At 60.7% G+C, this 12147-nt stretch carries 13 protein-coding genes and 1 tRNA gene; 7 read left to right on the top strand and 7 right to left on the bottom strand.

Annotation, left to right across the window (positions count from 1 at the left end; translation table 11 throughout):
- The first annotated feature begins 32 nt into the window (after positions 1–32).
- Positions 33–956, top strand: coding sequence for a glycosyltransferase family 2 protein (locus tag Hrd1104_RS05570; RefSeq protein WP_154551816.1), 924 nt, complete (start codon positions 33–35; stop codon positions 954–956).
- 1039 nt (positions 957–1995) lie between these two features.
- Here the strand turns inward: Hrd1104_RS05570 and Hrd1104_RS05565 are convergent.
- Complete coding sequence (locus Hrd1104_RS05565) at positions 1996–2313, bottom strand: RPA12/RPB9/RPC11 RNA polymerase family protein (RefSeq protein ID WP_154551815.1); 318 nt, start codon at positions 2311–2313, stop codon at positions 1996–1998.
- Positions 2314–2494: 181 nt separating this feature from the next.
- Here Hrd1104_RS05565 and Hrd1104_RS05560 point away from each other — a divergent pair, with 181 nt between their 5' ends.
- Positions 2495–2716: a hypothetical protein gene (locus Hrd1104_RS05560; RefSeq protein WP_154551814.1), complete on the top strand. Its 222-nt coding sequence runs from the start codon at positions 2495–2497 to the stop codon at positions 2714–2716.
- Positions 2717–2900: 184 nt separating this feature from the next.
- On the opposite strand, the gene Hrd1104_RS05555 is transcribed toward Hrd1104_RS05560, so the two are convergent.
- Both Hrd1104_RS05555 and Hrd1104_RS05550 read right to left on the bottom strand, forming a co-directional pair.
- Entirely contained in the window at positions 2901–3443 is a 543-nt protein-coding gene (locus tag Hrd1104_RS05555) for a hypothetical protein (protein WP_154551813.1), read from the bottom strand.
- Positions 3440–4348 carry an RsmB/NOP family class I SAM-dependent RNA methyltransferase gene (locus tag Hrd1104_RS05550; RefSeq protein ID WP_154551812.1) on the bottom strand — a complete coding sequence of 303 codons (909 nt, stop codon included), beginning with the start codon at positions 4346–4348 and terminating at the stop codon, positions 3440–3442. The genes Hrd1104_RS05555 and Hrd1104_RS05550 overlap by 4 nt, the downstream gene beginning before the upstream one ends.
- A 95-nt stretch (positions 4349–4443) precedes the next feature.
- Between Hrd1104_RS05550 and Hrd1104_RS05545 the strand changes: the two genes are divergently transcribed.
- Together Hrd1104_RS05545 and Hrd1104_RS05540 are read left to right on the top strand one after the other, a co-directional pair.
- Positions 4444–5181: a proteasome assembly chaperone family protein gene (locus tag Hrd1104_RS05545; protein WP_154551811.1), complete on the top strand. Its 738-nt coding sequence runs from the start codon at positions 4444–4446 to the stop codon at positions 5179–5181.
- A gap of 88 nt (positions 5182–5269) precedes the next feature.
- On the top strand, positions 5270–5926 hold the full coding sequence (locus Hrd1104_RS05540) for a LysE family translocator (RefSeq protein ID WP_154553201.1): 657 nt from the start codon (positions 5270–5272) through the stop codon (positions 5924–5926).
- Positions 5927–5954: 28 nt separating this feature from the next.
- Here Hrd1104_RS05540 and Hrd1104_RS05535 read toward each other — a convergent pair whose 3' ends face one another.
- A complete protein-coding gene (locus Hrd1104_RS05535) occupies positions 5955–6641 on the bottom strand; it encodes an HD domain-containing protein (protein WP_154551810.1) in 687 nt (228 codons plus the stop codon).
- A 221-nt stretch (positions 6642–6862) separates the two neighbouring features.
- On the opposite strand from Hrd1104_RS05535, the gene Hrd1104_RS05530 reads away from it, so the two are divergent.
- Positions 6863–7618 carry a GNAT family N-acetyltransferase gene (locus Hrd1104_RS05530; protein WP_154551809.1) on the top strand — a complete coding sequence of 252 codons (756 nt, stop codon included), beginning with the start codon at positions 6863–6865 and terminating at the stop codon, positions 7616–7618.
- 118 nt (positions 7619–7736) lie between these two features.
- On the opposite strand, the gene Hrd1104_RS05525 is transcribed toward Hrd1104_RS05530, so the two are convergent.
- From Hrd1104_RS05525 to Hrd1104_RS05515, 3 genes are all read right to left on the bottom strand, one after another.
- Positions 7737–7811: transfer RNA gene (locus tag Hrd1104_RS05525), tRNA-Val, on the bottom strand.
- Between the two features lie 47 nt (positions 7812–7858).
- Positions 7859–8122, bottom strand: coding sequence for a hypothetical protein (locus Hrd1104_RS05520; protein ID WP_154551808.1), 264 nt, complete (start codon positions 8120–8122; stop codon positions 7859–7861).
- A gap of 47 nt (positions 8123–8169) precedes the next feature.
- Entirely contained in the window at positions 8170–8706 is a 537-nt protein-coding gene (locus Hrd1104_RS05515) for a cob(I)yrinic acid a,c-diamide adenosyltransferase (RefSeq protein WP_154551807.1), read from the bottom strand.
- Between the two features lie 394 nt (positions 8707–9100).
- Here Hrd1104_RS05515 and grpE point away from each other — a divergent pair, with 394 nt between their 5' ends.
- Entirely contained in the window at positions 9101–9799 is a 699-nt protein-coding gene (gene grpE / locus Hrd1104_RS05510; RefSeq protein WP_154551806.1) for a nucleotide exchange factor GrpE, read from the top strand.
- Between the two features lie 140 nt (positions 9800–9939).
- A complete protein-coding gene (dnaK, locus tag Hrd1104_RS05505) occupies positions 9940–11868 on the top strand; it encodes a molecular chaperone DnaK (protein ID WP_154551805.1) in 1929 nt (642 codons plus the stop codon).
- Positions 11869–12147: the final 279 nt, after the last annotated feature.

The raw sequence follows: 12147 nt of genomic DNA, 5'->3' as shown, positions 1-12147 counted from the left end.
CATCCATATCTACGCTCATCTCTCGCGTACGGATGTCGAACAGACAGACACACACGCCAACGAGCGTCCTCCTCCCGACGGTGTCTTGGACGGCCGCCTGCGACGACGTCGCTACACAGTTGGGGCCTGAAGACGAACTGCTCATCATCCACGACAGCGAGGACGACCCGGTTGCGGACCGAAAACCGCTCCCCGAGAACGTCCGGTTGCTCCCCGCCGGCGACCCTCTCGGGTGTTCCGGGAAAGCAAACGCAATCGCAGCTGGGATGGAAGCCGCCAGTCACGACCGTCTCGTCTGGACCGACGATGACTTTCATCATCCCTCGGGTTGGCTTGACCGCCTCCACGAGGACTACGCCGAATACGGTCCGACAACGGAGCTACCGGCGTTCGTCGGCCAAGATCCGCTTGCAGTCCTGCTAGAGCCTGTTTATGCCCTTGGGGGCACGCTCGGGACGTACGTGGGCGACCACGCCTGGGGCGGGGCTGTCATATTCGACAGAAGTGATCTCGACGAGGCACGGTTCCGTTCGGAGCTCCGCCAGACTATCAGCGACGATGGTCTCCTCGGAGAACACGTCGATGTGACGTCAGTTCGACGCGTACGCCGGGTACCGATGGGTGGAAGTCTCCGGCAGACGCTTGAACGACATATCCGGTTTAACAAGATTTTCACAACACACGATCCGACGGTAGCGAAACTCTCGTTTGGTGTGTTGGTCGCCGTTCTCATTGGCTGTGTCCGCTTTCCGCCCCTCGCGGTGGCACTAACAGTACTGACAGCCGGCGTCAGCGCCAGCTTCGGGGTCCGACGAATCTCGCTACTGCTCACGGTACCAGCACTTACGGCCGCTGTCTCCCTGGGGCTGTATGCTTTTGCCCGGGACACATTTGTTTGGGGAGGACGACGGTACCGTTGGCACTCGAAGTTTGACGTTAGGGTACTGCATGAGTAGCGTTCGTTGAGCCACTGTCTGCGTACTGTGGGAGCAAATCAGCCCGACCGCGTGAGAGCCCAATTCCACCCTTTGATTTACCATCGTACAGGCATATTCGCTTCGTATGCCCGGAGCAGGTCGTTCAGATTCATCCGCGATGAGAACAGTCGGGGCTATTGTCGCGTTGATTGCTGTCGTCGGTTACCTGACTTTCGGCTGGTCGTTCAACGGCTCTGCGAACACCATCCCGACAGTTATTGGCATTATCGTCGCGGTTTCGGCTATTGGATGGACGTTATACCGCCGCGTCTATTCAGATAGGGGACCGTGATAATGACTGCGTTGCGTAGTGATGAGATCGTAAGCATCGTAGTCATCGGCATTACCGTCGCCGTGTTCGCTTGGTATCGAACCGACTTGACCGGAATACAGCGATGGACGAATACGAGTCTTGTAGTAGTCGTAAGTATCTCTGTGGCAACGGCTACGACGATTGTGCTGAAAAAGTGGAATCCTATCTGGTATCGTTCGTCGTAGAAAGAGCGCTTCTGTCGGATCCCTCAGAACTTGAAAGCAATCCTGTGCTGCATACGGGGGTTCCATACAGTACGAAGGCTTACACATTCGTGTAGGTACACCCGACACATACAATTTCAGCGTCGGTAGGGCACATATACTCTCCACCGATTCGTAACCCGGACGAGGGAGTCCAAAATGCGGTGTAACCATCATCAGTGTCCTCGCTACTGGCACTCTCGTGGCTCATAGCGCGGTCACGCAATCTGGTCCAATAGTCGATGAGAGTCTATTTGTTGGGTTAGTTCCCACTGTTCCTGTTATCGTCGCTTACGCGCTTGCTCGTCGGTGGTCATAACCGATACGCGCCCTGTCTCTTGCACTTGGTTTGCTACGCACACCCAGGCAGTAACACGATCAGCGCAGTATCGATCCATTCAGAGCCGACGTGGGGCAGTGCAACCCGAGAACGAGCGGGGTCCCATGGATCGGGCGTCTGCTGTCTGTGGTGCTGTCAGCCCAAAGTGGACAAGATGTAGGGTCAGGATTCGCGCCACTTGTGGCCACACTCGACGCAGGTGAACAGCCGCACTTCGTAGGAGCCACCCGGTTTTGGCAGCATTTCGTAGTAGGCCTGGTCGCTGTCACAGTCCTCGGCCGGACAGGACTCTTCCATTGTCTCGGCTGAGTCCTGGGTCGCGTCGGCCACGTCGGGTGTACCATCGTCTCGCTGTCCGTCCTGGGTCGTCATCGCCGCTTCTGCGTTCGAGTCCCGCGGCGCCTCGTTTTCACAGGAGCGACACACCCACGTTTCTCCGTCCGTGTGCATCATCGAACCGCACTCGTCACAAAATTGCATATTGCGTAGGACTACACGGGTGTGGGTATATGTGTTAACTTCTGCTCGATGCGTGGTTACAGGTACCTGCGTACGCTGATTGTCTTGTGGTATCGAAGCGCCAACGGACAGCGTTTGATCTCGCTCGACAGTCATCGTATCTGACGAAACGTTTTCCGGGGCGCACCGCTTTACGGTCGATATGGCCACGACTGTATCGACGCCGACAACGGATGAAGTCTGTGCGTACTGTGAATCGCGGATCTTCGAACACGACCCAATCTGTGTTCGTGACTGTGACGACGACTGTGGCTCTCCCGAGTACTTCTGTAACTACGCGTGTCTCTCGGCACATATCGACGAACACAACCTGACGACGGGGAATGCGTGTGCGTGGAATCCCGAGGGAAACGACTGCTGTTAATCGACCTTCTCGAGACGAGAGACTATTCCCGAGGTCCACTACATCGTGTAGCTTGCTAGATCGCGACCTATCGCCCTATCCGCTCCCCCAGTTGCATTGCAGTAAATCGGCTGTCCAAGCTTCCATCAGCCACTCACACGATATTACCGTCCGACCGAGAGAGTGAAACGCCAGTCCCGAACCGTCACTCCCGGAGGTCCCGCCGCCGACCCTTTGGGACCTGTGAACGGAGTTCACCGTAGACGTACAGGCCGACGCCGAGCGGTTCGCGTCTCCCGGCCAGTTCGTGCGTGACGATCAGATACCCCCAGTCGCCGTCCCACGCCAGTTCCTGATCTTCGCCGGCGAGAAACGTCTGGGCTTGCTCGCGGGTGAGATCGAGCACGTTCTCACTCGCCCGGTCACCGAACCGCTGGACGGCCGACAGCGTTGGCTTCCAGTGTTCCTGGCGCGTCCGTAGGAACGTCAGCCCCAGCGCTTCGATCTCGACCGGCGAAGGCAACTCACCGCGGAACGCCCAGATCTTTCCCGACCCTCGCTCCCAGAACGTGTAGTCCGCGAACGTTTCCGGCGGGACGCCAAAGCGGTCCGTCCAGAACTCGAGAACGGCTTCCCGGCTCGGTCGATCAGCCACCTCGCGATCGGCCGCTGTCGCCGGGAGGCGGCCGAACCGCTGGCCGTCGTTGTCCCGGTGGGTCTCATCACTGTTGGTAGGCTGGTCCGTCATGCCGTCACCTCCAGTTTCGCGACGAAAAAGCCGCCAGTGTCGTTGACGTGTGGATAGATCCGCCTGGCCTTCCGGACACTGGGATCGAATGAGTCGCCCTCCCACTCCGTGATACCGGGCCGACTGTCGAGGGGCAAGTCGACCTCAACCAGCCGGGCAGTTGTCTCTTCGATCGCGTAATCGAGGATCGCCTCGTTCTCTTCCGGGGCGAACGTACACGTCGAGTAGACGACAGTGCCACCCTCACGGGTCGCCTCGATCGCGCGCCGAAGGATGCTCTTCTGGACGCCGGCGACCCCCTGGACGTGTTCGAAAGTCCACTCTGCCAGGGCATCCGGGTTCTTCCGGATCGTCCCCTCACACGAGCAGGGGACGTCGACCAGTGCCCGATCGTATTCCGCCCCGTCGAAGGGTTTCAGTGAGTGGTTGCGTGCGTCCTCGTTGGTCACTGCAAGATTCGTCACGCCGAGCCGTTCGGCGTTCGACCGGAGTGCGGACAGTCGCCCCAGATTGTTGTCCGTCGCCACGAGCAGTCCCTCGTCGTCCATGAGTGCCGCCAGTTGCGTCGTCTTGCTGCCCGGTGCAGCAGCCGCGTCCCAGACACGCTCGCCGGGCTGGGGGTCGAGGACGAGCGGCGGCAGTGCCGAGACTTCTTCCTGGCCGTGCAGCCAGCCCTGGACGTACGGCCAGTTCGATCCGGGATCGCCATCGGGCAGCGCCAGCAACCCGTCGTGCCAGCCGACCGGCTCGTATGCAATCCCTGCCTCGTCGAGGGCCTGCGTTGCCCGACTGATCGACGTTTTGAGCGTATTCACGCGAACGACCGACGGTAGTGGGCGCTCACATGCCGCAACGAACGCCTCGAAGTCGTCGACGATCGATTCGTACCGGTCTAGAACCTCCATTGGCCCCGGATTCGCGAGACAGGGCTTTGTCGGTTTCGAACGGCTGCGCCGGGGGCGGCCCGCACGCTTATTGTGGTAGCATGTCACGGTCACGTATGGCACATATTGCAGTTCACGATGCGGAGCTGACGCTCGAGGACCCGATGCTCGTCGAGGGATTCCCGGGTGCCGGCCTCGTCGGGAAAATCGCTGCCGATCACCTGGTCGATAGCTACGAGATGACTCACTACGCGACCTGCCATTGTGAGGGCCTGCCCGAAGTTGCGGTCTACCACGAGAACGAGACCTCGATCGCCGGGCCGGTCAGGATCTACGCCGACGAGGCACGTGAGTTGCTCGTCCTCCAGAGCGACGTGCCCGTCTCTCCAGAAGCTGCCGAGGAGTTCGCCGGCTGTGTGACGGTCTGGCTCGACGAGCAAGACGCCTTGCCGATCTACCTCAGTGGCATCCCTGTCGATCCGGACGGCAATCGTGAGCTGTATGGTGTTGCAACCGGGCGAGCTGAGGCCCAACTGCGCGATCACGACATTGCCACGCCCGACGAACGCGGCGCGATCAGCGGGCCAACGGGGGCGCTCCTGTACGAAGCCACTCGCGAGGACCTCGACAGCATCGGGCTGCTCGTCGAGGCGTCTTCGCAGTTTCCAGATCCAGCCGCCGCCAAGATCTTACTTGAGAAGGGAATCGCCACACTTGCCCAGATCGACGTCACGACCGAGACGCTCGTCGAACAGGCCGAGGAAATCCGCATCGCGCGCAAGAAACTGGCAAAGCAGATGCAACAGGCAAGCGACGAGAGCTCGAAGGCCGAGCCAGTCGGGATGTACCAGTAGCAGCGTCTCGACACGTTTTTCGCAGGCTGACGGCTAATCGTATTCGATGGCCATTGTCGACGTTCTCGTCACCGGACTGGCCGGTGGGCTGTTTGGGCTCGCGCTTGCAGCGCCGCCAGGACCGATGAACGCCGTCATTGCCGAAGAGAGTGTCGTCGGCGGGTTTCGGGCGGGCGCCATCGCCGGCTGTGGCGCGATGGTGGCCGATGTGACCTTTTTGCTCCTTGCGGCCCTCGGCGCGGTGTCTGTCGTCAAACAAATGGCGTACGTACAGGGGGCGATGGTCGCCATCGGCGGTCTCCTCATGCTGTATTTCGCTGTCGACGCCGTTCGGGAGTTAGATCAGGGATTCACCGAGTTCGAGTCCGGTAGGACGCGGACGGACGCCCGGGGATTCCGTCGAGCCTTTCTCCTGGCGCTGACCAACCCCTACCAGATCATCTTCTGGTTGACGGTCGGCGTCGGGTTGTTGAGCCCGGGGACTGTCGATGTTCTCTCACACACGCCGTATTTTGGGGAGAACCTGGCTGGACTGATCGTCGTCCATACGGGGGGTCCGTCGCTGATCGTCGGCCTGTTCGGTGGAATCGTCGTCTGGGTCGTCGGCTTTCCGGCGCTGCTCGTCGGGGCCGGTCGGCGAATCGACCGGTTTGCTCCCGCCGTCGCGGTCACGAGTGCGCTCTTTTTGGCCGGATTCGGCGTCCTCTTTCTCACGGACGCCCTCACGACGTTCGGGGTGCTCTAGCCCGTTGTCGCGCGAAGGAATCGGTCGGTTACTCCGTCGGCTCGGGATCGATGGCCGCGATTTCTTCCTGTAGCCACTCTTTGAACCAGCGGACACGTTTGAGTCGCCGGTGAAGGTGGCTCTCAGCCGTCTCAGAGGCGATCCGCTCTCGTGCGTCTTCGCCCCGCTCGATTACGCGCTCGACCATTTCACCGGCATCCGTATGATCGCGTGATTCATAGCCCATTCGTAACAACAGCAGCGCCGTGCCGTTGGCCCCAACCTTGTCGAGGACGTCCGCTTCGATGAGACATTGTGTCTCCAGCGGGAGGTCCGTCACGTCACCTTGATAGGAGTGGTCGCGGATCGACCCGATGACAGCATCGACGAACGATTGGGGGAAGTCCCCATGCGTCGTCAGGTACTCTTTGGCGATTCGAGCCCCGGCCTCGGCGTGTTCGTCCTGTTCGGCTTCGAGTTTGGCGACGTCGTGAAACACTGCTGCGACACGAGTGACTTCGACGTCAGCACCCTCCTTGTGGGCTATCTCGGAGGCGAGTTCGACTACGTTCAGGATGTGGTTGTACCGGTACTCAGCCGAGTGCCAAGGGTACCACCGCATTCGGCCGCCTGCTTCCTCGTTTTCGACGCTGGCACTCAGGTAGTCGTGCACGAACCGCTTCATCTCCGCGAATTCCGCGTCGGAAACCGGCGACTCCTGGATCTCAACACCCACAGAACCACCTCCGAAACTGATGCGTAACGTTCATCTTGTCCGGAAAGACGTGGTTTCGACTCTTTAGCGTTACGACACCGACAGGAGCGTGCGAACACTCCTGTCGTCACTTCGGTCCCAACGCCACTCTGGTCTGATAGTTGATGGTTCGCTGTGAGCCGATCTATCTCGTGTCTTGTCGCGCCGGTTGGCTTAAGAGGGAACGTCCCACAAGGACTACCATGGAGATACGTACCGCGAGAGAAGCTGACAAACCAGCGATCCGAGACGTCGCACGCCGATCGTTGCAGGCGTCGTATTCGTTGAGTCCCCAGACGATCACGAGTGGCATCGAGGAGTGGTACGACGAAGCCCAATTAACCACGAGCATCACGTCTGACGAGCGACTGTTGTTGGTCGCCGACCGAGATGGTCAGATCGTCGGGTTTTCCGAGAGCACGTTGACTGCAGACCGGCCCTGGGTCACGGACAAGGAAGATCACGGCCGTGACGCGCTGTTGCTCTGGCTACACGTCGATCCGGAGTACCGGGGAGAAGGCATCGGCTCTGGGCTGTTCGAAACGACGCTCGATCGCCTCGATGCAGCCGACGCCGCCAGTGTTCAGGGGCGCGTGCTGGCGAACAACCAGGACGGGACGCAGTTTTTCGAATCACACGGGTTCGAACGAGTCGGCCGAACCGAAATCGAGATCGGGGGCCGCAGTCACGTCGAATACCGGTACGTCGCCGAGGCAACTGGCCTGGAACCGCTCGAATCCGGCGAGCAGACGGTCTACGTCGATCACGACGAATCGGAAGGCGGTTCGGAAGCACCGTTCCACATCGTCTACTCCGATCCAGATCGGTCGGCCCGATACGGCTACTACTGCGACAACTGTGGTCGCCTCGCCAACGCGATGGACGCGATGGGGCGCATCGAGTGTGAGGCCTGTGGGAATACACGAAAACCGACCCGGTGGGACGCAGCCTACCTTTGAGTGCCCTCAGTAGTGTTGGGACGGAGTTGAACCGCCTGAACGTCACTCGCGACGCTCGCTCCGTAGTTCAAATCCGTATCACCGCAGTTACCACTCACAGATATGTTCGCCAGAAAAGTGGGTTGGGGCGGATTCGAACCGCCGACTTCCTCCGTGTGAAGGAGGTATCATAACCGGACTAGATCACCAACCCGCACCCCGGTCTTTTCGAGGCGCGGACTTAAGAATTGCTTTCGGCGCTCAGTCCGTCCGCTCGTCTCGATACGCCGCGATGGTTTCTCGGGCCTCCGTGATCGCTTCTTTGGCTTCCCCTTCGGCAGTCGCCTGAAGCGTCTCGAGATCGTTCCGAACCGCCTGTACGCGACTTGGCTCCGGCTCCGATTCGCCTCCAATCATCTCGTCGAACCGCTCTCGAACCTCGTCGAGTTCCTCCTCGACGCCTTTCTTTGCCGTCTCACCGGCACGCTTGAGATAATACTGTGCATCTTCGAAGTGCTTGTTCATATCTGTCCTTACGAGAACAACGGATATAACCGTTGTGCCGGCACCGATCAGTAGGTCGGTGCAGATTCGGCCACGCCATCCCGGTGGTTGACCAGGCGACCGAGCGTAAACAGCAGGTCTGAGAGGCGATTGAGGTACGTTACCGCCTCGCTACGGACGGGTTGGGGATCCCCAGTCAGTGCCACGGTGCGTCGCTCGGCTCGTCGGCAGATGGTGCGGGCGTGATGTAAGGCGCTCCCGGCCGATGACCCGCCGGGCAGGACGAACGACTCGAGCGGTGGCAGTTCGTCGTCGGCTGCATCGATTTCGGTTTCGAGTGCCGTTACGTGCTCGGCTTGGATCGTCGGATCATCGGCCGCAGCCTCGGGGTTTGCGAGTTCAGCCTGGAGGACGTGGAGGTGATTTTGCACGTCAGCGAGCGTCTCGTCGACGTCATCGTAGCCGGTCGGGCGGATGGTGCCAAGGGTCGCGTTGAGCTCGTCGACGGTTCCGTAGGCTTCGATGCGTGGATCGGCCTTCGAGACGCGCTCGCCGGTTTGCAAGTCGGTATCGCCGTCGTCGCCGCGGCCCGTATATAGTGACATGAGTGGAGCCACGAGTCCCGTCGTCATTAACGTCAGGGCGAAGATGGCCGCTGTCAAATCGTCGTGCAGATTAGGGGCCAAAGAGAGGGTCTGCCAGAGGCGGCCGAGCAATGGTGTCCGCGCTGTCGTAGATTCGCTCGTTCCGGCGGGGTCCCATACGGTCGTCGATTTCGGGACCAAGACGAAATGGCGTTGTCAGGACGGTGGCTTCAGCGTCGTGCACATCACGACAGACGACGAATCAGCACGATCGTCTTCGCCCAACCAGTCCCACCAAGGACGAAAATCTGCCCGGTTCAGCGCCCGCCACGGTACTGTCGAGACGACCCCCGAGCGGATCGCTGGGAGGCCGGAATTCTCAACCCTTTTATCCGACGACGGGCACGTCTTTGACATGACTGACAGCGAGCAGGACCAAGACGCAGAGACGACCGAAGGTGCCGAATCCGTCGGTGAGGCAAGCGAGGAGAGCAGCCAGACGGCGGCTGAACAGTCGGTCGCTGCGCTTCGAGAGGAACTGCTCGAGGACGTACAGGACGCGACTGCAGAACAATTGGCAGACGAGCTTGCGGCGTCTCGGCTTACGATCGAAACGCTCCGTGAAGAGAACGACGCGTTGACGGAAACGGTCGAAGAACAGGAGGCAGAGATCGAGGATCTCACCGCACGCCTCAAGCGCAAGCAGGCGGACTTCCAGAACTTCAAGAAGCGCATGGAGCGCAAACGCGAGGAGGAAACACAGCGGGCGACCGAGGATCTCGTCGATCGATTGCTCGACGTTCGTGATAACCTGCAGCGCGCACTCGGCCAAGACGACGCCGAAGCCCTTCGAGACGGCGTCAATTCGACGCTCAAGCAGTTCGAGACCGAACTCGATCGGGAAAACGTCGAACCGATCGAACCCGAACCCGGCGACGAAGTCGACCCCGAACACCACGAAGTGCTGGCCCGGATCGACACAGACCATCCCGAAGGGACGATCGCAGACGTCCATCGGCCCGGGTATCTGATGGCCGAGAAAGTCCTGCGGCCGGCCCAGGTGGCCGTCAGCGATGGGACGGATGACAGCGAGTCTACTGACAGCGGGGAGTAGATCGGCACTTCTGTATAAATTCCTCGACTGTGATTTTGCCGTCGTGATCAAAATCGCCAGACGAGAGTGGATCGAGTGGTGGTGGCGTCTCGGCGCGTCTAGTAATGTTTAACCGGCGCTAACCGGTAACTGTGGATAACATGGCGAGCAACAAGATCCTCGGTATCGACCTGGGGACGACGAACAGTGCGTTCGCAGTGATGGAGGGTGGCGACCCGGAGATCATCGTCAACAGCGAGGGCGATCGGACGACAGCCTCGGTCGTCGCGTTCGACGACGGTGAGCAACTGGTCGGTAAGCCGGCGAAAAACCAGGCCGTCAAGAATCCCGACGAGACCATCCAGTCCATCAAGCGCCACATGGGCGAGGAAGACTATACGGTCACGCTGGAGGGCGAAGAGTACACGCCCGAGCAGGTGTCGGCGATGATCCTCCAGAAGATCAAACGCGACGCCGAAGAGTACCTCGGTGAGGACGTCGAGAAGGCGGTCATCACGGTGCCGGCGTACTTCAACGATCGCCAACGCCAGGCGACGAAAGACGCCGGCGAGATCGCCGGCTTCGAGGTCGAGCGGATCATCAACGAGCCGACGGCGGCCTCGATGGCTTACGGCCTGGACGACGAATCCGACCAGACCGTCCTCGTCTACGACCTCGGTGGCGGGACCTTCGACGTCTCGATCCTCGATCTGGGCGGTGGCGTCTACGAGGTCGTCGCGACCAACGGTGACAACAACCTGGGTGGCGACGACTGGGACCAGGCGGTCATCGACTGGCTGGCCGAAGACTTCGAAGACGAACACGGGATCGATCTTCGTGAGGACCGCCAGGCCCTCCAGCGTCTCAAGGACGCCGCCGAAGAAGCCAAGATCGAGCTCTCCTCCCGGAAGGAGACCGAGATCAATCTGCCGTTTATCACGGCGACTGACGACGGGCCGGTCCACCTGGAGACGGACATCACCCGGGCGAAATTCGAGAGCCTCACGGCCGACCTCATCGAACGGACCGTCGAACCGACCGAGCAGGCGCTGGCCGACGCCGGCTACTCGAAATCGGACATCGACGAAGTACTGCTCGTGGGCGGGTCGACCCGGATGCCCCAGGTCCAAGAGCAAGTCGAGGAACTCACTGGCAAGGAACCGAAGAAGAACGTCAACCCGGACGAGGCCGTCGCGCTGGGCGCGGCGATCCAGGGTGGCGTCCTCTCGGGTGACGTCGACGACATCGTGTTGCTCGACGTCACGCCGCTCTCGCTGGGTGTCGAGGTCAAGGGTGGCCTCTTCGAGCGACTCATCGAGAAGAACACGACGATCCCGACCGAGGAGTCGAAGATTTTCACCACGGCAGCGGCCAACCAGACGTCGGTCCAGATCCGCGTCTTCCAGGGCGAGCGTGAAATTGCCGAAGAGAACGAACTCCTGGGTGAGTTCATGCTCTCGGGCATCCCCCCGGCACCGGCTGGGACGCCCCAGATCGAAGTCACGTTCTCCATCGACGAGAACGGCATCGTCAACGTGAGTGCCGAAGACCAGGGCTCGGGTAACTCCGAGGAGATCACGATCGAAGGTGGCGTCGGTCTCTCAGACGAGGAGATCGAAGCGATGCAGGAAGAGGCCGAGGAACACGCCGAGGAAGACGAAAAGCGGCGTGAGCGAATCGAGGCCCGCAACGAAGCCGAGGCCGCGATCCGCCGGGCCGAGACGCTGCTGGGAGAAAACGAGGACGATATCGACGAGGACCTCCGTGAGGACATCGAGACCGAGATCGAGGCCGTCCAACAGACCCTCGAAGACGAGGACGCGACGAAAGACGACTACGAGAGCGCTACCGAACAATTGACCGAAGCGCTCCAGGAAATCGGCAAACAGATGTACCAGGAGCAGGCCGCTGAAGGCGCTGCTGGTGGCCCGGGCGGCGCGGCCGGCCCCGGTGGTATGGGCGGCATGGGTGGTGCCGCTGGCGGCCCCGCTGGTGCGGGCGGTCCCGCCGGCGCAGGTGCCGGTGACGACGAGGAGTACGTCGACGCCGACTTCGAAGAGGTCCAAGACGAAGACGACGAAGACGAGTAAACCGAGTGCGAGTCGTCTTCGTCTCGGGCTCGCGAATCTCCGACTTGCGGTGTCTCGGCGTCCGAGCATAGCGAGGACTTCGATAGGCGAAGACGCCTAACCCGAATCTGGCGACCTTTTGGCGGCTCGGAAGACGGCCGAACTGATACCGACTGCAGCGAGACTTCGATGGGAACGGAAAACAAAGTGATCCGTGAGCGAAGCGAGCGAGTCTTCCAGTGTCTCGATGTCCGAGCACAGCATGGACTTCGAGTTTGACCAAGCCCACGAAGACGAGTA

The organism is Halorhabdus sp. CBA1104 (assembly GCF_009690625.1).
In the GTDB taxonomy this organism is placed as follows: Archaea; Halobacteriota; Halobacteria; order Halobacteriales; family Haloarculaceae; genus Halorhabdus.
The sequence above is the reverse complement of the archived record's forward strand: the minus strand, read 5'-3'. Positions and strand labels throughout refer to the sequence as shown.

Coding starts and splice junctions, on each gene's coding strand:
- Hrd1104_RS05555 (WP_154551813.1), bottom strand. CDS start 3,443: ATGACGGACCAGCCTACCAACAGTGATGAGACCCACCGGGACAACGAC.
- Hrd1104_RS05565 (WP_154551815.1), bottom strand. CDS start 2,313: ATGCAATTTTGTGACGAGTGCGGTTCGATGATGCACACGGACGGAGAA.
- Hrd1104_RS05560 (WP_154551814.1), top strand. CDS start 2,495: ATGGCCACGACTGTATCGACGCCGACAACGGATGAAGTCTGTGCGTAC.
- Hrd1104_RS05545 (WP_154551811.1), top strand. CDS start 4,444: ATGGCACATATTGCAGTTCACGATGCGGAGCTGACGCTCGAGGACCCG.
- Hrd1104_RS05550 (WP_154551812.1), bottom strand. CDS start 4,348: ATGGAGGTTCTAGACCGGTACGAATCGATCGTCGACGACTTCGAGGCG.
- Hrd1104_RS05520 (WP_154551808.1), bottom strand. CDS start 8,122: ATGAACAAGCACTTCGAAGATGCACAGTATTATCTCAAGCGTGCCGGT.
- Hrd1104_RS05570 (WP_154551816.1), top strand. CDS start 33: ATGTCGAACAGACAGACACACACGCCAACGAGCGTCCTCCTCCCGACG.
- Hrd1104_RS05515 (WP_154551807.1), bottom strand. CDS start 8,706: ATGTCACTATATACGGGCCGCGGCGACGACGGCGATACCGACTTGCAA.
- Hrd1104_RS05530 (WP_154551809.1), top strand. CDS start 6,863: ATGGAGATACGTACCGCGAGAGAAGCTGACAAACCAGCGATCCGAGAC.
- grpE (WP_154551806.1), top strand. CDS start 9,101: ATGACTGACAGCGAGCAGGACCAAGACGCAGAGACGACCGAAGGTGCC.
- dnaK (WP_154551805.1), top strand. CDS start 9,940: ATGGCGAGCAACAAGATCCTCGGTATCGACCTGGGGACGACGAACAGT.